Raw genomic sequence first — 22,220 nt, forward strand, 5'->3', positions numbered from 1 at the left:
CGGCGCCGCGGCCCGCTGCGGGCCGCGTGCGAGGGTCGCGGCGCGGACGACGCCCGGGGTCGAGGGGGCGGACGACGCCGGGGCCGCGGGGCGGGCGTCGCTGGGCCGAACGGGCGGTGCGACCCGGCAGTTCACCCGCGGCCGGCCTCCCGTTCACCCCGACGGACTATCGCATATCGGGCAATTCGGACGCATGCTCGGACCCATGGCGGAACAGGACGACGCGCGGGTGGTCATCACCAACGCGGACATCGCGGCGGCGAAGCGCGACTGGCAGCTCGCGCGCAACCGCGGGGACCTCCCGGTCCGCGTCGACGCCGCCTACGACCTGTACCGCCGGCTCGTGTCCGCCCAGGCGCAGCAGATCGCCGACACGTTCCGCGCGACGGGGGCGCTGCGCTCCGACCAGGGCTGACCGCACCGCGGGAGGGCGGCTGCGAGGGGGCTGCGAGGCGCGTGCGAGGGGCGGGGCGCCTGCTGGTGGGGCCCGCCGGCGACCGGTCGGCGGCCTCACCCACGAGGAGGACCGCATGTCCACGAGCACGCCCGCGCCGCGCGCGGCCGCCGAGCCGCCCGTCGACGCCCCGGCCGCCGCCCGCCCCGGCGACCTGCTCGAGCCCGTCGGGCCCAGCCCCGCGGAGGTGGCGGACCGGGTGTTCGCCGCGAGCCTCGGCGCGCAGGAGCTCGCGGCGGTGCACGCGGGCGACCGGCTCGGCTGGTACCGCGCGCTCGCCCGGTCCGGGCCGTGCACCCCGGACGAGCTGGCGGCCCGGACCGCCAGCCACCCCCGCTACGCCCGCGAGTGGCTGGAGCACCAGGCGGCCGCCGGCTTCGTCGTGCCGGCGGCGGGCGGCGCGTTCGCGCTGACGCCCGGGGCCGCCGCGGTGCTCGCGGACGCCGACTCGCCGTCCTACCTGGCGCCGCTCGCCCGGATGCACGCCGCGAGCGTGCGGGTCTCGGACGAGCTGCACGCCGCGTACCGGACCGGCGGGGGCGTCGCCTGGGAGCGGCTGGGCGCCGACGCCCGCGAGGCCCAGGCGGCGCTGAACCGGCCGTTCCTCCTGCACGGGCTCGCGGACGTCGTCGCGCAGCGGCTCCCGGACCTCCACGACCGGCTGCGCGGCGGCGCCCGGGTGGTCGACGTGGGCTGCGGCGAGGGCTGGTCGTCGATCGGCCTGGCGCTGGCCCACGAGGACGTGGAGGTGACGGGCGTGGACCTCGACCCGGCGTCGGTGGCGGCGGCCCGGCGGCACGCGGCCGCGCGGGGCGTCGAGGACCGGGTGCGGTTCGTCGCGGCGGACGCGGCGACGCTGGCGCGGAGCGAGGCCGCCGGCGGCTACGACGTGGGGCTGGCGTTCGAGTGCGTGCACGACCTCGCCGACCCGGTCGCGGTGCTCGGCGCGGTGCGGACGCTGGTCGCCGACGACGGCTGGGTGCTGGTCGCCGACGAGCGGGTGGCGGAGGAGTTCACGGCGCCGGCCGGGCCGCTCGACCGGTGGTACTACGGGTTCTCGCTCGGGGTCTGCCTCCCGGACGGGCTCTCGCACCCCGGCGGGGTCGGGACCGGGACGGTGATGCGCCCGACGACGCTCGCCGGGTACGCGCGGGCGGCGGGGTTCGCGGCGACCGAGGTGCTGCCGGTCGAGCACAACCTGTTCCGGTTCTACCGGCTCCGCGGCTGACGCGCGGCGGTGGCGGCGGACGCCGGACGGGCGGGGGCGTCCGTGGCCGCGGCGGTCCGGACCGCGGGCGCCGGGACGGTCCCGTCCCCACCCGGCGGCACGGCGTCCGGGCGCGGCCCCGCGGCCAGCCGGTCGACCGCGGCCCCGAGGTCGTCGTCGGCGCCCGCGTCGACCAGCGTCGCGAGCCGCCGGGTGCCCAGGGCTGCCGCGAGCCCGGCCCGCGCCCCCGCGAGCGCGTCCGCCTCCACGCCGTAGGTCACCGGCAGGTCGGGGGCGGTCACCGCGCCGAGCAGCAGGGCGGACTCCTCGGGCCGGTCGAGCCGCAGGAGCAGGGGCACCGCGTTCCGCAGCGCCGTGAGCAGGTGCGTGCGGTCGCCCGCCGGGGCCCAGTCGCGCGCGAGCGCGAGCAGCTCCTCGAGCGCCCCGGCCGGGTCGGGGCGCCGCGCGACCGCGGCGACGGTGGCCGCGCGCGCGACGCCGCACAGGTACCGGTCGCCGACCGCCTCGGCGAGCTCCCGGGCGTCCGCGAGCGCCGCGACGGCGGCCGCGGGGTCGGTGCGCGCCAGCACCTCGCCGGTGGTGAACGCGAGCCACGCGCGGTCGGACGGGGCGGCGGCCACGGGGTGCACGGCGCGGCGCAGCACCGCGAGCGCCGCGTCGGCCGCGAGCGGGCGGTCCCGGTAGGCGGCCACCAGCGCCGGGTAGGTGAGGCCGATGACGCGGTAGTGCGGGTCGGCCGCGTGCTGCGCCTCCGCGGTGATCCGGCCCCCGAGGGCGACCGCGTCGTCGGTGCGGCCCTCGACGAGCGCCAGGTCGGCGAGCACCTCGAGCGCGTGCAGCCGGTCGGCCACGTCCGTGGCCCCGGCCAGCGCGTGCTGCGCCCGGCGGCCCGCCCCGCCCCGGTGCCCCTGCACCAGGGCGCGGGCCGCGAGCGCCGCGAGGACGGCCGGGGCGTCCTCGCGCCCCGGCACGGGCCAGGCCAGCACGTCGGTGCGCAGGGTGTCGACCGCGTGCCGGTGCAGGGCGCGGGTCAGCCGCACCGCGAGGTCCGGGTCGTGGGTCGCCGCCCAGGCGTGGGCCACGCGCAGGTCGGGCAGCAGCGCCGTGAGCCGCGCCCGCGCCTCCGGCTCGCCGGGCCCGCGCAGGGCGCGGTCCGCGTCGCGGGCGACGTCGAGCAGCACGGCCGCGTGCCGGGCGCGCACCGCCTCCGGGGGCGGGCCGACGACCGCGCGCACCGTCTGGAGCATCCGGTACCGGGTGCGCCCCCGGGCGTCGTCCCGGACCAGCAGCGACGCCGCCGCCAGCTGCTCGGCCGTCCGCGCCGGGACGTCCAGCACCCGCGCGGCGAGGTCGGGCGGGCACGCGGTGGCGAACACCGGCCAGCCGTCGAGCGCCGTGCGCGCGTCCCGGGCGAGCAGCTCCCGGGACCAGCCCACCAGCGCCGCGAGCGACCGGTGCCGCGCCGGCGCGTCGCGGCGCGGCTGCACGAGGGAGTCCAGCCGGGCGTCGAGGAGGTCGGCGAGGTCGGCGACGCTCAGCGTCGCCGTGCGGGCGGCGGCCATCTCGACGGCGAGGGGCAGCCCGTCGAGGCGGGCGACGACCCGGGCCACCGGGTCGGGCGCGCCGCGGGGGAGGTCGGCCGGGCCGGGCTGCGGTTCCGTCGTGCGCCCGGACGCGGCCCGGGCGCGGTCCCGGAACAGCCGCGCGGCCGGGGAGGCGGGTCCGTCCGCGCCCAGCGGCTCGACCAGCAGCACGTGCTCGCCCGCGACCCCCAGCGGCGTGCGGCTCGTGGCGAGCACCCGGAGCGGGCCGGGCTCGGACAGCAGCAGGTCGACGCACTCGGCGACCGCCCCGGCGACGTGCTCGCAGTTGTCGAGCACCAGGACCGTCGCGCGGGTCCCCGCGGCGGCGAGCACCTGGGCGGGCGGGACGGCGGGGTCGGCGTCCAGCCCCTGGGCGATCGCGGCCGGCACCGCGGCGGGGTCGCGCACCGCCGCGAGCTCGACGAACCGCGGGACCAGCGGGTCCGGCACCCGCGCCGCCGACTCCAGGGCGAGGCGCGTCTTGCCGACGCCGCCGGGACCGACGAACGTGACCAGCGCGCTCTGCGCGAGGAGCGCGCGGGCCGCGCGCAGCTCGGCCTCCCGCCCGACGAACGAGGTGCGCGGGCGGGGGAGCGGCGGGGCGGTCGGTCCGTCTCCGCGCGTGCGGACGCGGGCGCCGCCCGGGGCGGCCGGGCGCGCCGGCGGCCCCCCGGCAGCCGCGCGCCCTCCGGCACCGCCGGCGCGACCGTCGGCGGCGGCGGCCGCACGGGCCGGCGGACCCGCCGTGCGGCGAGCGCCTGCGGCGGCCCCGGCGGTCCCGCCGGTGCCGGGCGTCGGCAGCGCGCCGGGACGGCCGGCCCGCGCGGAGCCCGCCCGGCCGCCGGTGCGCCCGCCCGCCGCCTGCTCGACCCCCGACGCCCCGCCCTCGGCCCGCGACGACCCGCGGTGGTTGCCCGCGGCCGCCACGGGCCGGCCGGCCGCGAGCGCCGCCGCGTGCGCGGACCGGAGCTCGTGCGAGGGCAGCAGCCCGATCTCGTCCAGCGCCGCGGCCGCCCGCAGGTACGCCAGCACGGCCTCGCCCGGGCGCCCCTCGGCCGTGCGGGCCCGCACCAGCAGCGCCCACGCCCCCTCGCGGTACGGGTCGCCGTCGAGCGCCCGCTCGGCCGCCTCCGCGGCGCGTTCCGGGTCCGTGCCGATCAGCGCCCGGGCGAGCGCCTCGTGCGCGCTGCGGCGTGCGGTCTCGAGGCGCTCGGCCTCGGCCTGCACCTCCGGCAGGTCGGCCTCGGTGCCGAACGCCGGCCCGCGCCACAGGGCGAGGGCCTCGGCGAGCACCTCGGCGGCGGGCCCGGTCGCCGCGCGGCCGGCGTCCGGCCAGCCGCGGGCGGCGGCGCCCCGGGTCACGGCGCGGACGGCGCGGTCGAACCGGTCGGCGTCGAGGTCCTGCGGGTCGAGCCGGTAGCCGCCCGGGACCGCGCGCAGGTCGGCGCCCACCAGCGCGCGGATCCGCGACGCGTGGCTGTGCAGCGTGTGCTCGGCGCTGGGCGGTGGCCCCGCCGGCCACAGCGCGGCGATCAGGCGCTCCCGGGGGACCAACGCGCCCCGGTGCGCCAGCAGCACCGCCAGCAGGGCGCGCTGACGGGAGCCGCGGACTGGCTCTGCCCCCTCCGCGGTCACGAGCTCCACAGGCCCCAGGACCCCGTACCGCATGAGGCCGATCGTGGCCCCCGGGGGGTGGGCGCGGCAAGGGGTGCGGTGCGGCGGCGCAGGTGGGAGCAGGTCCGTCCCGCTGCCGGGCACACCGACGCCCCGCCCGGCTCACCCGCGCGGGGTAGCGTGCGGCGAGGAACGCCGACCCACCCCGGAGGGACCCGCCGCATGGCCCTGGACACCGCCCCGACCGCCGACCCGACCCGCGCCGCCCGGGTGCTCGACACCGCGGACACCCGCGACGCGCACTGGCGGGACCTGTACCGCGACCTGCACGCGCACCCCGAGCTGTCCGGGCGGGAGCACCGCACCGCCGCGGCGCTCGCGGCCGAGCTGCGCGCGTCGGGCCTCGAGGTCACGGAGGGCGTCGGCGGGACGGGCGTGGTCGGCGTGCTGCGCAACGGCGACGGGCCGGTCGTGATGCTCCGCGCCGACATGGACGGCCTGCCCGTCCTGGAGGAGACCGGCCTGGGGTACCAGAGCCGGCACACCGACGTGAACCCCGCGGGGGAGACCGTCGCCACGATGCACGCCTGCGGGCACGACATGCACGTGACGGCGCTCGCGGCCGCGGTGGACGCGCTCGCCGGCGCGCGCGACGCGTGGTCCGGCACGCTGCTCGTGGTCGGCCAGCCCGCCGAGGAGACCGCGACCGGGGCGAGCGCGATGCTCGCGGACGGCCTGTTCACGCGGTTCCCCAAGCCGGACGTGGCGCTCGGCCAGCACGTCGGGCCCCTGCCGGCCGGGGTGGCGAACCACTCCCGCGGGCTGCTCATGGCGGCCGCGGCGACCCTCGACGTGACGATCCACGGCCGCGGCGGCCACGGCTCCCGCCCGTTCGTCACGGTCGACCCGATCCTCACCGCCGCGTACGCGATCACCCGGTTGCAGACCATCGCCGCCCGCGAGACGTCGCCCGAGGACCCGCTGGTCGTCACGGTCGGCACGTTCCACGCCGGCACGAAGTCGAACATCATCCCGGACACCGCGACGTTCACGGTGAACCTGCGGGCGCGCTCGGACGCCTCGATGGCGCGGGCCGTCGCGGCGGTCGAGCGCATCGTCGGCGCCGAGGCGCAGGCGGCGGGCTGCCCCGAGCAGCCGACGATCACGATGCGGGAGAACCCGCCCGCCACGGTCAACACCGCCGAGGTCGTCGACCGCGTCATGGCCGCCCAACGGGCCGTCATGCCCGAGGGCGCCGTGCGGACCGCCGAGCCGCTCATGGGCTCCGAGGACTTCTCCGAGTACGGCCTGCCGAGGGGCCGGTACGAGGGCGACCCGGTGCCGTACGCGTTCTGGTTCTGGGGCGGCATGGACCCCGCGCTGTTCCCCGACGGCTACGTCTCGGGCTTCTCCGCAGCCGTGCCCGGGAACCACACCGCCCAGTTCGCCCCGCTCGACGAGCCGACGATCGCCGCGGGTCGCCGGCTGCTCGTCGCCGCCGCGCTGGAGTTCCTGGCCTGACCCCGGTGGGATGATGGCGGGCGTGCCCGCGCTCGACATCGTCCACCTGACCGACCCCGATGACGAGCGGCTCGCCGACTACGTCGCGCTCACCGACGTCGCGCTCCGGTCGCGGCACGAGCCCGAGAAGGGCCTGTACATCGCGGAGAGCTCGACCGTGCTCGAGCGCGCGCTGGCGGCGGGGCACCGGCCGCGGTCGGTGCTGGTGTCGCCGCGCTGGCTGCCGGACCTGACGGCGATGCTGGAGGCGCGCGACCCCGACGGCGAGCCGGTGCGCGTGTACGTCGCGGACCCGGCGGTGCTGGAGGCCATCACCGGCTTCCACGTGCACCGCGGGGCGCTCGCGGCGATGCACCGCCCGCCGCTGCCGCCGGTCGCGGAGGTCATCGCGGGGGCGCGCCGGGTCGCCGTGCTGGAGGACGTCGTCGACCACACGAACGTCGGCGCGGCGTTCCGCTCCGCGGCGGCCATCGGCGTGGACGCGGTGCTGGTGACGCCGCGGTGCGCCGACCCCCTGTACCGGCGGTCGGTCCGGGTCTCGATGGGCACGGTGTTCCAGGTGCCGTGGACCCGGGTGGACCCGTGGCCGGGCGGGATCGACGTGCTGCGCGAGGCCGGGTTCGTGACCGCGGCACTGGCGCTGTCCGACGACTCGGTGAGCCTGGACGCGCTGGAGGCGGACCCGCCGGAGCGGCTGGCGCTGGTGCTCGGCGCCGAGGGCGACGGGCTGAAGCCGGCGACGGTCGCGGCGGCCGACCTCACGGTGCGGATCCCGATGGCCGGGGGCGTGGACTCGCTGAACGTGGCGGCGGCGGGCGCGGTGGCGTTCTGGGCGACGCGCGTGCGGGGCTGACGCGGAACCTACGCCTTCCGGCCCCGCCACCGCCGGTCGGCGTGGGGCGCGCCGGAGAGCGTGGGCGGGGCGGTCGGTGCCGGGTCGGACGAGGGGACCAGGCGCCCGTCCGACCGGGGTGGGACCCCGACGCGGAGCGGTCGGACCGCGGGGCGACGCGCCCGGGCGGCGCGGCGCGGCACCGTCGGACCATGCCCCGACACCACCGCCCCCGCCCCGCCCGATCACGCCCCGCCCGATCACGCCCCGTCCGATCACGCCCCGCCCGACGGCTCGCCGCGCCGGCCGGGGCGGCGGTCGCGCTCCTCGCCGTCGGCCTCGCGGGCTGCTCGGCCGCCGGTGGTCCCGGCGACGGGTCGCGTGCGTTGCCCGCGGTGCCGGTCTCGACCGCCGACCCTGCGTCGCAGGAGCCGACGGGCGCACCCGGAGACGGCTCGGGGCCTGACGCCCCGCCGCTCGCGGATGGTCTCGACGGCGTGGACGCCGACCTCGCCGCGCGGTTCCGGGCGGCACAGGGCGCCGCCGACGCCGAGGGCGTCGAGCTGCGCGTCACCTCGGGGAAGCGCACGCCGGAGGAGCAGCAGCGCCTCGTCGACGACGCGGTCGCGACGCACGGCGTCCCGGAGGCGTACCGCTGGGTGCTGCCGCCGGAGTCGTCCGCGCACGTGCAGGGCCTGGCGGTCGACGTCGGCCCGACCGAGGGGGCGTACTGGCTCGCGGAGCACGGGGTCGACTTCGGGCTGTGCCAGACCTACGCCAACGAGGTGTGGCACTTCGAGAAGCTCCCGGACGGCGCCGACGCGTGCCCGGAGCAGCACCCGGACTCGTCCTGGGGCTGGTGACCGCGGGCGGCCGCGCGCCGGAAATCTGCTGGCCCACCGGCGAGGGGCCCCGTAGCGTCGCCGCATGACGACCGCCGAGCACCGCAGCCCGACGACCGCCCCCGAGGACCTCGGACCCGCCCTGCACGCCCGCGCCGAGGCCTCGGGCCTCAGCGGCGTCGTGCACGTCTCCCGCGCCGAGGAGGTGCTGTTCGCCCGGGCGTACGGCTGGGCGGACCGCGCCCGCCGGGTGCCCGCCACGCCCGACCACCGGTTCGGCGTCGCGAGCGTCGCGAAGGGCTTCACCGCCCTGACGATCGCCTCGCTGGTCGAGGAGGGCCGGCTCGGCTGGGACGACCCGGTGCGCCCGGTGCTCGGCGCCGACCTGCCGCTCGTCGACGACCGGGTGACCGTCGACCACCTGCTGGGCCACACGTCCGGGATCGGCGACTACCTGGACGAGAACGGCGACGGCGCGATCACCGACTACGTGCTGACGCTGCCGCCGCACGTGCTGGACGACACCGAGGCGTACCTGCCGATGCTCGCGCCGCACGCCCAGGTGTCCGAGCCGGGCGCGGAGTTCGCGTACAACAACTCCGGGTACGTGCTGCTGGCGCTCGTCGCGCAGCGGGTCGCGGGCGCGCCGTTCGCGGACCTGGTCGCCGAGCGGGTCCTCGGCCCCGCCGGGATGACCCGCACGGGCTTCCCGCGGTCGGACGAGCCCGCGCCGGACCTCGCGCTCGGCTACCTCGACGAGGACGGCCCGCGCACCAACGTGCTGCACCTGCCCGTGCGGGGGAGCGGCGACGGCGGGCTCGCCACGACCGCCGCCGACCTGGCCGCGTTCTGGCGCGCGCTGACCGCCGGCCGGATCGTGCCTGCCGCGACCGTGGCCCGGCTGACCGAGCCGCAGCACGTCGTCGAGGACGAGGGCATGCGCTACGGGCGCGGGTTCTGGCTGGGCCTCGACTCCGACGACCTGGTGCTGGAGGGCTACGACGCGGGCGTCTCCGCGCGCACCCGGCACGACCCGGCGACGGGGGTCACGGTCACCGTGATCGCGAACACGTCGGACGGGGCGTGGCCGGTGCTGCGCGAGCCCGAGGACGACTGAGCCCGCGCGGGGTCAGCTCGCGCCGCGCCCGGTCTCGCCCTGGAGCCGGTCGATCATCTCGGACGCCTGGGCCTTGGTCAGGTCCTCCGGGACCTCCTCGCCGGCCTCCCGCGCGAGGGTGTGCAGGTAGGAGTCCTGCGGGCCGGTCATCGGCTCGTCGCCGGTGACCCAGTCCGCGGGGTCCTTGGTGGCGTCGGTGCTGGGGTCCGGGGTCTGCTCGGTCATGGCGGTCACGCTAGGTCCGGGCACCCGGACGCGCACGGCGAGCGGACTCGGCGCGCGCCGCGCGAGGGGCGGGTCGATCCTGTGGTGGGTGGTGGCCGCCCTGGCTAGGGTGGTCGCCGCCCTGCCGCCGACCGAAGAGGACCCCCGTGGCGACATCGACGACCGAGACCGAGCCCGACGCGCGGGCGCCCCGACCCGGGAGCGGCCGCGGCCCGTGGGGCACGTCCCGCGCCGTGTTCTGGGGGTCGGTCGCCGTCGTGGCGGCGGTCTCCGGCTTCACGATCCTGTTCCCGGACACGGCGAACGACGTGATCGGCGCGGTGCAGACGAACGTGGTCAGCGCCTTCGGCTGGTACTACGTGGCGCTGGTCGCCGGCTTCGTGGCGTTCGCGATCTGGCTCGGCGTCGGCCGCTGGGGCGACATCACCCTCGGCAGGGACGACGACGAGCCCGAGTACCCGCTCGGCTCCTGGTTCGCGATGCTGTTCGCGACCGGCATGGGCATCGGCCTGGTGTTCTGGGGCGTCGCCGAGCCGCTGAGCCACTACGCCGACCCGAAGCCCGGGGTGACCGGGACGCCCGAGCAGCTCGCGCAGCAGGCGATGTCCCAGACCTACCTGCACTGGGGCCTGAGCGCCTGGGCGATCTACGTGGTCGTCGGCCTGTCGATCGCGTACACGGTGCACCGCAAGGGCCGCCCGGTGTCGATCCGGTGGGCGCTGGAGCCGCTACTGGGCGACCGGGTGCGCGGCCGGCTCGGCGACGCGGTCGACGTCACCGCCGTCGTGGGCACCGTGTTCGGGGTCGCGACCTCGCTCGGCCTGGGCGTGCTGCAGATCACCGCCGGCCTGGACCACACGGGGATCGCGACGAACTCGACGACGCTGCAGGTGGTGCTGATCGTCGCGATCACCGCGGTGGCCACGCTGTCGGTGATCTCCGGGCTCGACAAGGGGCTCAAGTGGCTGTCGAACATCAACGTCTCGATGGCGGGCGTGCTGCTCGTGCTCGTGCTGGTGCTCGGCCCGACGCTGTTCCTGCTGCGCGAGTTCGTGCAGTCGATCGGCACGTACCTCGCCCAGGTGGTCCCGCTGATGTTCAACGTCTCGGCGTACGCCGGCGCCGAGGGCGAGGCGTGGCAGGCGTCGTGGACGACGTTCTACTGGGGCTGGTGGATCTCCTGGTCCCCGTTCGTCGGCGTGTTCATCGCCCGGATCTCGCGCGGCCGCACCGTCCGGCAGTTCGTCGGCGGCGTGCTGCTCGTCCCGACCATCGTCTGCTTCCTGTGGTTCTCGGTGCTGGGCGGGTCGGCGCTGCACCGGGAGCTGTTCGGGCAGGGCGGCCTGGTCGGCCCGGACGGCGAGGTCGTCCCGGAGAACGCGCTGTTCGACCTGCTGGCCGGGCTGCCGGGCGGCGCGGTGCTGTCGATCGGCGCGATCATCCTGGTCGCGCTGTTCTTCATCACCTCGGCGGACTCGGGCGCCCTCGTCGTCTCGATGCTCGCGGCCGGCGGCGACCCGCACCCCCGGACCCCGCTCCGCGTCGTGTGGGCGGCGCTGGGTGGCGTGCTCGCGATCGCGCTGCTGCTCGCCGGCGGGCTGACCGCGCTCCAGACGGCCGCGATCCTCATCGCCCTGCCGTTCAGCGTCGTGATGATCGGCATGGTCGTCTCCACGTCCCGGTCGCTGCACGCCGAGCACACCGCGTTCCTCCGCGCCGAGCGCCGGCAGCTGCGCGCCCAGATCGACGAGCAGGTGTCCCGCCAGCTCTCCCGGCAGGTCGACCGGCGGGCGGACCGGCGGTTCGACGAGCGGCTCGGCCGGTGGCGCCGCTCGCGGGAGCGCCCCGGGAAGTAGAGCCCGCGCGGGGCCGCTACGGTGGTCGGCGGCCGCGACCACCGCGGTCGCCCCCCGCACCAGGAAGTCGCATGCCCCGCGCCACGCCCGCCTCGTCCACCGTCGCCCCCGCCGCCGCACCGGCCGGTCCCGAGCAGCCCGCCGGGGACCACCTCGGCCACGGGCTGCGCACCCGGCACCTCACGATGATGGGGCTGGGCTCCGCGATCGGCGCCGGGCTGTTCCTCGGCAGCGGCGTCGGCATCGCCACGGCAGGCCCGGCGGTGCTGGTGTCCTACGCGATCGCCGGGGTGCTGGTGGTCCTCGTCATGCGGATGCTGGCGGAGATGGCCTCGGCCCTCCCGGCCAGCGGCTCGTTCTCCGTGTACGCGGAGCGTGCGCTGGGCCGGTGGGCCGGGTTCACGCTCGGCTGGGTCTACTGGTTCACGCTGATCATGGTGCTCGGCGCCGAGGTCACGGGCGTCTCCCGGATCGTCACCGGCTGGCTGCCGGGCGTGCCGCAGTGGGTGGTCGCGCTCGTCGTGGTCGCGGTGTTCGCGGGCGCCAACCTGGCGGGGGTCCGCAAGTTCGGCGAGCTCGAGTTCTGGTTCGCGCTGATCAAGGTCGCGGCGATCGTGGTCTTCCTGGTGCTCGGCGTGCTGCTGGTGCTGGGCCTGCTGCCCGGCACCGACCCGGTCGGCACCACGAACCTGCTCGGCCACGGCGGCTTCGCGCCGGAGGGCGTGGGCGGGGTGGCGGCGGGGCTGCTGGTCGTGGTGTTCGCGTTCGGCGGCATCGAGATCGTCACGATCGCCGCCGCCGAGGCGCGGGACCCGCAGCGCGCGGTCGGCCGCGCGACCCGGACCATCGTGTGGCGGATCCTGCTGTTCTACGTGGGCTCGGTCGCGATCATGGTGCTGGTCCTGCCGTGGGACGCCCCCGTGCTCCAGCAGGGGCCGTTCGTCGCGGTCCTCGACGTGGCCGGGCTGCCGGGCGCGGCGCGGCTGATGGAGGCGGTGGTGGTCATCGCCCTGCTGTCGGCGTTCAACGCGAACGTGTACGCGACGTCCCGGATGGCGTACTCGCTCGCCGGGCGCGGCGACGGGCCCGCGGTGCTGCGCCGGGTGTCCGGGCGCGACGTGCCGTGGGTCGCCGTGCTGGTGTCGGTGGCGTTCGGCGTGGTCGCGGTCGCGCTGAACTGGGCGCTGCCGGACACGCTGCTCGGCATCCTGCTCAACGCCGTCGGCGCGGCGCTGCTGGTCGTCTGGGTGCTCGTCGCGGTGGCGCAGCTGCGGCTGCGGCCGCGGCTCGAGGCGGAGGCCCGCGCCCGGGGCGAGCGGCTGCCGCTTCGGATGTGGGGCTACCCGTGGCTGACCTGGGCGACGCTCGCCGCGCTGGCGGGTCTCGTGGCGCTGATGCTCGCGGACGGGTCGGCGCGGGGCCAGCTGCTGTCGACGGCGGGGCTGGTCGCGGTCGTGGTGGGGATCTACGGCGTGACCGCGCTCGTGCGCCGGCGCCGGGCCGCGGCGACCGTCGGGGCCTGAGCGCGGGCCGCGCGCCTCAGAGCCCCAGCAGCAGGCTCGCCGCGATCGCCAGCATCACCAGCGCGATCACGCCGTCGAGCACGCGCCACGCCCCGGGCCGCGCGAACAGCGGCCGCAGCAGCCGCGCCCCGTACCCGAGCCCCGTGAACCACAGCAGGCTGCCGAGCACCGCGCCGCCGCCGAACCACCAACGGTCCTCGCCGTGCGTCCCGGCCACCGAGCCGAGCAGCACGACCGTGTCCAGGTACACGTGCGGGTTCAGCCACGTGAGCGCCAGGCAGGTCGCGACGACGGGCCACGCCCGGGCCGGCGCGGCGGCGTCGGCGTCCTCGGCGGTCAGCGCGGCGCCCGGCCGCAGGGCCCGGCGCGCCGCGACGACGGCGTAGCCGATCAGGAACGCCGCGCCGGCCAGCCGTGCCACGGTGAGGACCACCGGGTGCCGGTCGACCAGCGTCCCGAGCCCGCCGACCCCGGCCGCGATCAGCACGGCGTCCGACAGCGCGCACACGGCGACGACGGGCAGGACGTGGGTGCGACGCAGGCCGGTGCGCAGCACGAAGGCGTTCTGCGCGCCGATGGCGACGATGAGCGACAGGCCGAAGGCGAGCCCGGTGAGGGCGGCGGCGAGGGAGGCGGGCACGCGCCGACGCTAGGGCCGACAGCTTGCATCAGTCCAACGACTGATCGCGATGATGCATCACGCACGCTAATGCGAAGGGGTGTCGCGACCGGTCACGAGAGGTGCCCCGCGCTCGGTAGGGTCCCCGCATGGCCGAGGTCGACCTCCCGCAGCTCCGCGCCCTGCTCGCCGTCGTCGACGAGGGGTCGTTCGAGAACGCCGCGGTCGCGCTGCACCTCACGCAGTCGGCGGTGAGCCAGCGCATCCGGGCGCTCGAGACCGCGGTCGGCCAGGTGCTCGTGCGGCGCGCGCGGCCCGCCGGCGTGACCGCGGCCGGTGAGGTGTACCTCCGGCTCGCGCGCCAGGTGGTCGCGCTGTCCGACGAGGCCCACGCGGCGGTGACGGCCGGGGCGACCTCGGGGCGGCCGGTGCTGCCCATCGCGGTCAACTCGGACTCGCTCGGCACCTGGGTGCTGCCGGCGCTGGCCCCGCTCGCGGACGACATCGTCTTCGACCTGCACCGCGAGGACCAGGACCACTCCGCCGACCTGCTCCGCGAGGGCGCGGTGGTCGCGGCGATCACGACGGCCGCGCGGCCGGTGCAGGGCTGCACGTCGCACCGGCTCGGAGTGCTCCGGTACCGGCCGATGGTCGCGGCGCACCGCGCCGCCGCGCTGCTGCCGGACGGCCCGACGCCGGCCGCGCTCGCCGCCGCCCCGCTCGTCGTGTTCGACCGGAAGGACGACCTGCAGGACCGGTACCTGCGCGGGCGCGGCGCGGACCCGGCGCTGCCCCCGCGGCACCACGTGCCCGCGTCGGCCGACTTCACGCTCGCGGTCCGGCTCGGCCTCGGGTGGGGGATGCTGCCCGACGCGGACGCCCGCGCAGGGGAGGCGGACGGGACGCTCGTCGACCTCGACCCGGGCCGGCACGTCGACGTCACGCTGCACTGGCAGCAGTGGACCGTGCGCACCGCGGCGCTGGAGCGCACGGGCGAGGCGGTCCGGGCGGCCGCGGCGGCGTACCTGCGCTGACCGGGCGCACCGGGCGCACCGGGCGCACCGGGCGCACCGGGTGCCGAGGTCGGCGGTTGCGCCCCGACACGCGGCGCGACACGCCGGGCCCGTGGGCGGAACCGGCGACCTCGGCGGTCAGGTCTCGTCGAACACCGGGTGCCGGTGCGGCGGCTGCGGCGGGCTCGGGTGGTGCTCGACGGGCGGCTGGGGGCGCTCCTGCTCCGGCGCGGCCGTCGTGAGGTGGACCGGGTCGCCGTGGTGGGTGAACCGGGCGTCGTCGCCGGCGAGCAGCCGGTACGTCACCAGGTCCTGGCGGACGTCGACCTCGACCCGGGCGCCGGCCTGCAGGACGGTGAACGCGACCCGGGTGAGCCGGCGGGGGAGCCGCGGCGTCAGGTGCACGGCGTCCCCGGCCTGCCGCAACCCGCCGAGGCCGACGACGAGCGCGGTCCACGCACCCGCGAGGGCGGCCACGTGCAGGCCCTCGGCGCTCGACGCGCGCAGGTCGGACAGGTCGATGAGCGCGCACTCCCGGGCGTACGCGTACGCGAGGTCCGGGTGGCCGACCTCGGCGGCGACGACGGCCTGCGCCGGTGCGGACAGCGACGAGTCCCGCACCGTGATCGCCTCGTAGTAGGCGAAGTCCCGGCGCTTCTGCTCGACCGGGATGTCGTCGGCGGCGACGTGCAGGGCGAGCACCAGGTCGGCCTGCTTGGTGACCTGCCGCCGGTAGAGCTCGACGAACGGGTGGTGCTCCTGCAGCGGGTACCGGGTGTTCGCCGGGGCGCCGAAGTCCCACGGCGCCCGCCGGGTGAAGCCCTCGTGCTGCTCGGTGACCCCGAGCTCCTCCGAGTACGGCACCATCATGCGGTCGGCGGCCCGGCGCCACTCGGCGCGCTCGGTGGCGGTGACCCCGAGGCGCGCGGCGACGTCGGGGTGCCGCTCGCAGGCGTCGGCGGCGGCCCGGAGGTTCTCCCGCGCCACGAGGTTCGTGTACGTGTTGTTGTCGACGACCGCGGTGTACTCGTCCGGGCCCGTGACCCCGTCGATCCGGAACCCCTCGGGGGTGTGGTGGCCCCGGCCCGCCCACAGCCGCGCGGTGGGCACGAGCAGGTCGACGGCGACGTCCCGGTCGAACACCGCGTCGCCGGTCGCGGCGACGTGCCGGGCCGCGGCGATGCCGACGCCCGCGTTCACGTGGAAGGCCGCGGTGCCGGCGGGCCAGTACCCGGAGCACTCCCGGCCGCTGATCGTCCGCCACGGGAAGGTCACGCCCGGGAGCCCGAGCTCGACGGCCCGGGCGCGGGCCTGCGGCAGGGTGGCGTGCCGCCAGCGCAGGTGGTCGGCCGCCGCGCGGGGCAGGACGTGGTCGAGGACCGGGAGCACGAAGCACTCCGAGTCCCAGAACGTGTGCCCGTGGTAGCCCGTCCCGGCGAGGCCCTTCGCCCGGATCCCGGCGCCGTCCGCCTGGGCCGAGGCCTGCACGACCTGGAGCAGCGCGTACCGGACCGCCTGCTGCAGCTCGTCGTCGCCCTCGACCAGCACGTCGCCGCGCGCCCAGACGCCCGCGAGCTCGGTCTCCTGCTCGTGCCGCAGCCCGGACCAGCCGGCGGCCCGTGCGGCGCGCAGCTCGGCGTCGGCCTGCGTGTGCAGCGCCTCGGCGTCCGTCCCGCCCGCGTACGCGGCGATCACGACGACCTCGACCGCCTGCCCCGCCCGCAGGGCGACGGTCAGCACGGCGCCGTGCGGGTCGACGGTCGACCAGCGGGCGTCGACCCCCTCGTCGGCGGTGACCTCGTGCGCGGTGCGCACCACCATCTCCCGGCCGGACCGCTCCGCACGCTGGTGCACCGCGGAGCCCTCGGGGTCGTGGCGGCAGGTCAGCGTCCGCACGCCGGGCTCCCGGGCGGGCGGCGCGCCCGCGTGGTCGCAGCCCGGGACGGGGTGGGCGGTCAGCGTCACGTCGGCCTCGGCGCGCACCCGCCACCGGGTCGCGACGACGCCGCGGCGGGTCAGCGACACCAGCCGGCGCGTGCTGAGGGCGACCGCGGCGCCGGTCGACGGGGCCGTTCGCCGCTGCTCGCGGTCGAGGACGCCCCGGCGCAGGTCGAGGACGCGGTCGTCGTGGGACGCGGGGGCGGGGGTGGCGTCGGCCGGGGCCGCGTCGAGCGGGTCGCCGTCGACGGACCAGCCGAGCGCCCAGGCGTCGACGACGGGGACCAGCACCTCGTCGACGGCGGGGTACGCGTACGCCCGCTCGGCGTAGGTGTGCGGCACCTCCTCGTAGACGGTCGCGAGCAGGGTGCCGGGTCCCAGGCCGTGGCCCGGGACGCTCGGGCACGGCGCGCACGCCGAGGTAGCCGTTCGACAGCGTCAGCACGGAGGCGGCGGCCGCGGGGTGGTGCAGGTCCAGGCGGGACTGCCGGACGTGCCAGGGGTCGTCGGATCGGTGGAGCACGGGGTCACTCCACCACAGGGCCCGCGACCCGGCGCGGGGAACGCCCGCCCCGGCGGCGCCGGTCAGCCCAGGAGGTCGCGCAGGTCGTCGGCGGTCAGCGCGGTCGAGAACAGGTCGCCGTCGTCCAGGACCGCGTCGACGAGCGCGGCCTTGCGGGCCTGCAGCGCGACGACGACCTTCTCCTCGATCGTGTCCTCGGCGATCAGCCGGTAGACCATGACCGGCCGGTCCTGCCCGATGCGGTGCGCGCGGTCGACGGCCTGTTGCTCGGCGGCCGGGTTCCACCACGGGTCGAGCAGGAAGACGTAGTCCGCCTCGGTGAGGTTGAGCCCGGTGCCGCCCGCCTTGAGGCTGAGCAGGAACACCGGCGCGTCGCCGGTGCGGAACTCGTCGACCACCTCGCCGCGCCGGGTCGTGGACCCGTCCAGGTAGACGTACGGCACCCCGGCGGCGTCGAGGCGGTCCGCCGCGCGCGACAGGTAGGATGTGAACTGGCTGAACACCAGCGCGCGGTGCCCCTCGGCGACGACGTCGTCCAGCTGCTCCAGCAGCGCGTCGAGCTTCGCGGACGGGGTGCCCGCCAGCGCCGGGTCGATGAGCGAGGCGTCCAGCGCGAGCATCCGCAGCAGGGTCAGCGACCGGTAGACGATGAACCGCTGCCGGTCCAGGTCGTCGATGAGGCCGAGCACCTTCTGCCGCTCGCGCTGCAGGTACCGGTCGTAGACGTCGCGGTGCGCCGGGTCCAGGGCGACCGCGAGGGTCTGCTCCTGCTTCTCCGGCAGGTCGGCGGCCACCAGGTCCTTGGTGCGGCGCAGCAGGAACGGGCGGATCCGCCGGCGCAGCCGCTCGAGCCGACCGGCGCGCAGCCGGGCCGCGGACTCGGGCAGGTCGCCCGCGCCCGGCCCGGTGGCGATGCCGGCGTGCGCATCCTCGATCGGGCGGACGTACTGCAGCGTGAACGTCGCGGCGGGCGGCAGCAGCCCGGGTGCCACGAGGTCGAGCAGGGCGTGCAGCTCGGTGAGCGAGTTCTCGACGGGCGTGCCGGTCAGCGCGACGACGAACGGCGCGCCCAGGTCCTTCGCCGCGCGGTGCACCCGGGACGCGGGGTTCTTGACCTGCTGCGCCTCGTCCAGCACCAGCCCGGCCCAGCCGACGGCGCGGTACGCCTCGGCGTCCAGCCGGAGCAGGGCGTAGGAGGTGACGACGACGTCGGCACCGGCCGCGACCTCGGCGAGCGGCGCCGGTCCCGGCGCCTGGGTCGCCTCGACGCGCCGCACCGTCAGCCCGGGCGTGAACCGGGCGGCCTCCGCCACCCAGTTCGGGGTGACCGAGGTCGGGGCGACGACGAGGAACGGGCGCGCGTCGGTGCCTGGGCCGCGCTGCTCGGCCACGTGCTGGAGCAGCGCCAGGGTCTGCAGCGTCTTGCCGAGGCCCATGTCGTCGGCCAGGATCCCGCCGAGCCGGTGCCGCCACAGGAACGCCAGCCACGCGAAGCCCTCGGCCTGGTACGGCCGCAGCTCCGCGCGCAGCCCGGCGGGGGCGGGCACGGGCTCGGGCGCGTCGCCGGCGGCCTCGGCGAGCAGCCCGCGCCAGGCGTCCGGCGGCTCGGCCTCGTCCGCGAGCTCCGCGAAATCGGCCCACAGGCTGGTCTGGTGCCTGCTGACCCGCAGGCCGGTCTCCCACTCGGCGAGCTCGCGCGCCTCCGCGACGAGGGCGGCCAGCGGCTCGAGCGCGGGGTGGTCGAGGGACAGGTACGTGTGGTCGACCAGGCGCAGCCGGCGGCGGCCCTTCGCCAGCGCCGCGAACAGCGGGCCGAACGGCACGGTGCGGCCGTCGATGGTGACCGTGACGCCGAGGTCGAACCAGTCGGTCCGCTCGCTGGGCTGCGCGGTGACGGTGAGCACCGGGGCGTCGTGCAGGACCCGGTAGTCGGGGGCCGCGCCGATCGTGTCGACGCGGACGCCGGGGAGCGCGGCGACGCGGGGGAGCGCCGCGGTGACGTAGTCGGCGGCGTCGGCGTCGCGGAGGGTCGCGGGCGGGGGGAGCGGCGGCCGGTCGTCGGCGGGGTCGGGGCTGTCGCGGCCGGCGTCCGGCCAGCCACCGGGCACGAGGTCGTCCGGCACGAGGGACCGGGGGTCGGGCGCCGGGCCCGAGCGCGCGTGCCCGTCCCACCGCCACGCCAGGTCGACGACCCGCCCGGGCAGGTGCCGGACCGTGAGCACGAGCGTCGGCGGGGCCGGCGGCGGGACGACGACCGAGCCGTCCGCGCTCGCGACGTCGAGCCCGGCGCGCAGGGCCGGCAGCTGCTCGCGCAGGAACGGGCCGGCCTGGTCCTCCGGCACCACGACCCCCGCGCGCAGGGCGTCCGCGACGGTGCGCCCGCCGGCCGTGTCCCCGAGCAGGGCGAGCTGCTGCGGGCCGAGCGGCTCGGCGGCCGGGGCCAGCAGCACGCGGCGCGGGTGGGCCGGGTCGACGACGTACACGCCGTGGTCGCCGATCGCGTGCGCGTGCTCGACCGGGAACGGCTCGCCGTCGACCGTCAGGTGCGCCGCGACCCGCAGGCCTCCGGGGCCGCGGGCGACGTCCAGGCCCAGCCGGGCGGCGCCCCCGCGCCGCACCTCCGCGCCAGCGCCGGAGCCGACGAGCGGGATGCCGAGGGCCCGGGCCTGGTCGAGCAGGTCCCACAGGACGGGGTTCACGAACTCGTCGAGGTAGACCCACGCCGCGTCCTGCCCGGGGACGGGCGGCTCGGCGGCGCGGTGCAGGGCGCCGACCTGGCAGAACCAGCGGTGCTGCTCGGCGTCGAGGTCCAGCCGGGCGCGCAGGTGCGGGATGTTCGCCCAGGTGACGCTGCCGCGGGTCCAGCCGCGGTCGGTGCGGGTCACCGGGCGGACGCCGAGGCGGTAGCCGGCTGTGCCGGGGTCCGGGGGCTCGCCGGCGCGGCGGGCGACCGCGGTGCGGGACACGGGGCCGTTCCAGCGCTCGCGGGTGCGGGGGGTCAGCTCGCGGAGCTCGACCTGGAGCGCGGCGCGGCGGGAGCGCGGGGCGGGGGCGTCGTCGCCCCAGGCGAGCAGCCCGTCGAGCACGGCGCGCCAGTCGCCGGCGGGCTCGCCGGCCCCGCCCGCGGACGGCGCGGGGGACGGGACGGCGGGCACGCGCCGATCGTGCCACACGCCCCCGACGCGCCGGCCGCCCGGCGTCGGCTCGGCTGCCCGCCCGCCGACGGAGCAACCGACACGTCGAGCGAGTACCCGTGGACTGCTCGCTCGACGTGTCGGTTGCTCGCTCGGCGCGGCGTCGCGCGGTGGGTGCGCGACAGCGCGCCCGGGGCGGGCAGGGTGCCCCGGGCGCGCTGGGCTCGAGTCAGGCCGGCTCGACCTCCGCGAGGACGGCCGTCAGCTGCTCGCGGGTGGTGGCGTCGAGCACGCGCTGCACGCGCTCGCCGTCGCTGAACACCAGGGCGATCCGGGACAGCAGCGACAGGTGCTCGTCGCCGACACCCGCGATGCCCACGACCACCCGCACGGGGTTGCCGTCCCAGTCGACCGGCTCCTCGTACCGCACCAGGCAGACCGCGGACCGGTGGATCGCGCCCTTCGCCTCGTTGGTGCCGTGCGGGATGGCGAGGTAGCTGCCCATGTACGTGGAGATGGTCTGCTCGCGCTCGAGCATCGCGTCCACGTACCCGGGGTCCACCGCGCCGGAGCCGACCAGCAGCGCCCCGGCCTCCCGGATGGCCTCCTCCTTGGACCGGGCGCTCCCCGCGGGGACGATCAGGTCCGCGCTCAGCAGCTCCGTCATGACGTGCTCCTCTCCGCCGTCTCGGACTCCGCCCCGGCCCGGGCCTCGCGCACGACGTCGTCGTACACGGGACTGGACAGGAAGTTGTCGACCGAGACGTGCCGCGCGCTGGGCGCGTGCCTCCGGGCCCGGTCGGTCAGCTCGCGCTGCGTGATGACCAGGTCGACGTCGTCCTCCAGGTTCGCGACGGCCTTGTTGACCACGGTGATGTCCCCGCGGCCCGCCTTCTTGAGCTTGTCGCGCAGGATGCTCGCCCCCATCGCGGACGACCCCATGCCGGCGTCGCACGCGAACACGATCGACCGCACCGGTGCCGCCGGGGTGCCGTCGGCCGCGGCCCCCGCCTCGGCCGGCAGCGTGCCGCCCTGCCGGGCCGCCATGGCGTCGAGCGCCGTGGACGACTTGCCCTTGTTGGCCTCGGTCTGGGCGATCGCCGCGGCGAGGTCGCCGCCGCCCGCCGCGAGGTCCCGCTTCCGGGAGGCCCGCAGGATGACCGCCGCCACGAGGAACGTGACCACGAAGGCCAGGACCACCGAGAGCGTCACCCCGACGAACGAGTCGCGTGGTGTCGCGGCGTACACCGCGATGATCGACCCCGGTGCCGCCGGGCCGCGCAGGCCGCTGCCGAACACCACGTTGGTCGCGATGCCGGTGGCGCCGCCGAGGATGGCCGCGATGATCAGCGTCGGCTTCATCAGCACGAACGGGAAGTACACCTCGTGGATGCCGCCGATGAACTGCACGACCGCCGCGCCGGGGGCCGACGACTTCGCCGCCCCGATGCCGAAGAACGTGTAGGCCATCAGGATGCCCAGGCCGGGCCCGGGGTTGGACTCCACCAGGAACAGCAGCGACTTGCCCTGCTCCACGACCTCCTGGGCGCCGAGCGGCACCAGGACGCCGTTGCCGATGGCGTTGTTGAGGAACAGCACCTTCGCGGGCTCGACCACCACGGCCATGAGCGGCAGGAGGTGGTTGTCGGCCATCCAGGACACGACGTTGCCGAGCGCGTCGGACACGCCGGTGATGATCGGCGCGAAACCGAAGAACGCCCCGACGGCCATCGCGGCGCCGAGGATGCCCGCGGTGAACATGTCGACGAGCATCTCGAAGCCGGGCTTGATCTTCCCGGCCCAGATCGAGTCGACCTTCTTGAGCACCCACGCGGACAGCGGGCCCACGATCATCGCGCCGAGGAACATCGGCACCGTGGAGCCGGTGATCATGCCGACCGCCACGATGGAGGCGACGACGCCGCCGCGCTCCTTGTAGACGATCCGACCGCCGGCGTTCGCGATCAGGATCGGCAGCAGGTAGGTCACCATCGGACCGACCATGCCGACGTACTGCTGGAAGGTCGTGCCGTCGTCGGCGAGCGCCAGCTGCGTGGCGGCGCCCTGCCAGCTGCCCGGGTCGTCGGCGTTGCCGAACCCGCCGAGGATGCCGTTCGGCAGCCAGCCGACGGCGATGAACAGCGACGTGATCAGGCCCCAGGCGAGGAACGCCGGGAGGTTCGGCATGATCATGGCGC

At 77.3% G+C, this 22,220-nt stretch carries 16 protein-coding genes; 9 read left to right on the forward strand and 7 right to left on the reverse strand.

Annotated features, from left to right (window positions below; all coding sequences use genetic code 11):
• Positions 1-205 precede the first annotated feature (205 nt).
• Positions 206-415, forward strand: coding sequence for a hypothetical protein (locus FKM96_RS18675; protein WP_147796510.1), 210 nt, complete (start codon positions 206-208; stop codon positions 413-415).
• Between the two features lie 115 nt (positions 416-530).
• Positions 531-1,682 carry a bifunctional 2-polyprenyl-6-hydroxyphenol methylase/3-demethylubiquinol 3-O-methyltransferase UbiG gene (locus FKM96_RS18680; RefSeq protein WP_147796511.1) on the forward strand — a complete coding sequence of 384 codons (1,152 nt, stop codon included), beginning with the start codon at positions 531-533 and terminating at the stop codon, positions 1,680-1,682.
• On the opposite strand, the gene FKM96_RS18685 is transcribed toward FKM96_RS18680, so the two are convergent.
• Positions 1,664-4,933 (reverse strand): BTAD domain-containing putative transcriptional regulator, encoded by a 3,270-nt coding sequence (locus FKM96_RS18685; RefSeq protein WP_147796512.1) that lies wholly within the window; start codon positions 4,931-4,933, stop codon positions 1,664-1,666. The genes FKM96_RS18680 and FKM96_RS18685 overlap by 19 nt on opposite strands.
• A gap of 168 nt (positions 4,934-5,101) precedes the next feature.
• Between FKM96_RS18685 and FKM96_RS18690 the strand changes: the two genes are divergently transcribed.
• From FKM96_RS18690 to FKM96_RS18705, 4 genes are all read left to right on the forward strand, one after another.
• The gene (locus FKM96_RS18690) at positions 5,102-6,400 is read left to right on the forward strand and encodes an amidohydrolase (RefSeq protein WP_147796513.1); all 1,299 of its coding nucleotides are present in this window, start codon (positions 5,102-5,104) and stop codon (positions 6,398-6,400) included.
• Between the two features lie 13 nt (positions 6,401-6,413).
• Positions 6,414-7,253, forward strand: a complete 840-nt coding sequence (locus tag FKM96_RS18695) for an RNA methyltransferase (RefSeq protein ID WP_147796514.1) — start codon at positions 6,414-6,416, stop codon at positions 7,251-7,253.
• A gap of 476 nt (positions 7,254-7,729) precedes the next feature.
• Positions 7,730-8,095 (forward strand): M15 family metallopeptidase, encoded by a 366-nt coding sequence (locus tag FKM96_RS21725; RefSeq protein ID WP_246855071.1) that lies wholly within the window; start codon positions 7,730-7,732, stop codon positions 8,093-8,095.
• Between the two features lie 64 nt (positions 8,096-8,159).
• Positions 8,160-9,191 (forward strand): serine hydrolase, encoded by a 1,032-nt coding sequence (locus FKM96_RS18705; protein WP_147796516.1) that lies wholly within the window; start codon positions 8,160-8,162, stop codon positions 9,189-9,191.
• A gap of 12 nt (positions 9,192-9,203) precedes the next feature.
• Here the strand turns inward: FKM96_RS18705 and FKM96_RS18710 are convergent, their stop codons facing one another.
• On the reverse strand, positions 9,204-9,416 hold the full coding sequence (locus tag FKM96_RS18710) for a DUF3072 domain-containing protein (protein ID WP_147796517.1): 213 nt from the start codon (positions 9,414-9,416) through the stop codon (positions 9,204-9,206).
• Positions 9,417-9,562: 146 nt separating this feature from the next.
• On the opposite strand from FKM96_RS18710, the gene FKM96_RS18715 reads away from it, so the two are divergent.
• The gene (locus tag FKM96_RS18715) at positions 9,563-11,272 is read left to right on the forward strand and encodes a BCCT family transporter (RefSeq protein ID WP_147796518.1); all 1,710 of its coding nucleotides are present in this window, start codon (positions 9,563-9,565) and stop codon (positions 11,270-11,272) included.
• A gap of 71 nt (positions 11,273-11,343) precedes the next feature.
• Positions 11,344-12,795, forward strand: a complete 1,452-nt coding sequence (locus FKM96_RS18720; protein ID WP_147797231.1) for an amino acid permease — start codon at positions 11,344-11,346, stop codon at positions 12,793-12,795.
• Positions 12,796-12,811: 16 nt separating this feature from the next.
• Here FKM96_RS18720 and FKM96_RS18725 read toward each other — a convergent pair whose 3' ends face one another.
• A complete protein-coding gene (locus FKM96_RS18725; protein ID WP_147796519.1) occupies positions 12,812-13,435 on the reverse strand; it encodes a LysE/ArgO family amino acid transporter in 624 nt (207 codons plus the stop codon).
• Positions 13,436-13,563: 128 nt separating this feature from the next.
• On the opposite strand from FKM96_RS18725, the gene FKM96_RS18730 reads away from it, so the two are divergent.
• A complete protein-coding gene (locus tag FKM96_RS18730) occupies positions 13,564-14,448 on the forward strand; it encodes an ArgP/LysG family DNA-binding transcriptional regulator (protein ID WP_147796520.1) in 885 nt (294 codons plus the stop codon).
• A 117-nt stretch (positions 14,449-14,565) separates the two neighbouring features.
• On the opposite strand, the gene FKM96_RS18735 is transcribed toward FKM96_RS18730, so the two are convergent.
• From FKM96_RS18735 to FKM96_RS18750, 4 genes are all read right to left on the reverse strand, one after another.
• Positions 14,566-16,707 (reverse strand): glycoside hydrolase family 65 protein, encoded by a 2,142-nt coding sequence (locus tag FKM96_RS18735; protein WP_147796521.1) that lies wholly within the window; start codon positions 16,705-16,707, stop codon positions 14,566-14,568.
• 243 nt (positions 16,708-16,950) lie between these two features.
• Positions 16,951-20,043: a DEAD/DEAH box helicase gene (locus FKM96_RS18740; protein ID WP_147796522.1), complete on the reverse strand. Its 3,093-nt coding sequence runs from the start codon at positions 20,041-20,043 to the stop codon at positions 16,951-16,953.
• A gap of 208 nt (positions 20,044-20,251) precedes the next feature.
• Entirely contained in the window at positions 20,252-20,689 is a 438-nt protein-coding gene (locus FKM96_RS18745) for a PTS sugar transporter subunit IIA (protein WP_147796523.1), read from the reverse strand.
• Positions 20,686-22,215, reverse strand: coding sequence for a PTS mannitol transporter subunit IICB (locus FKM96_RS18750; protein WP_147797232.1), 1,530 nt, complete (start codon positions 22,213-22,215; stop codon positions 20,686-20,688). Before FKM96_RS18750 ends, FKM96_RS18745 begins: the two co-directional genes overlap by 4 nt.
• Positions 22,216-22,220 lie beyond the last annotated feature (5 nt).

The organism is Cellulomonas sp. Y8, assembly GCF_008033115.1.
In the GTDB taxonomy this organism is placed as follows: Bacteria; Actinomycetota; Actinomycetes; order Actinomycetales; family Cellulomonadaceae; genus Cellulomonas.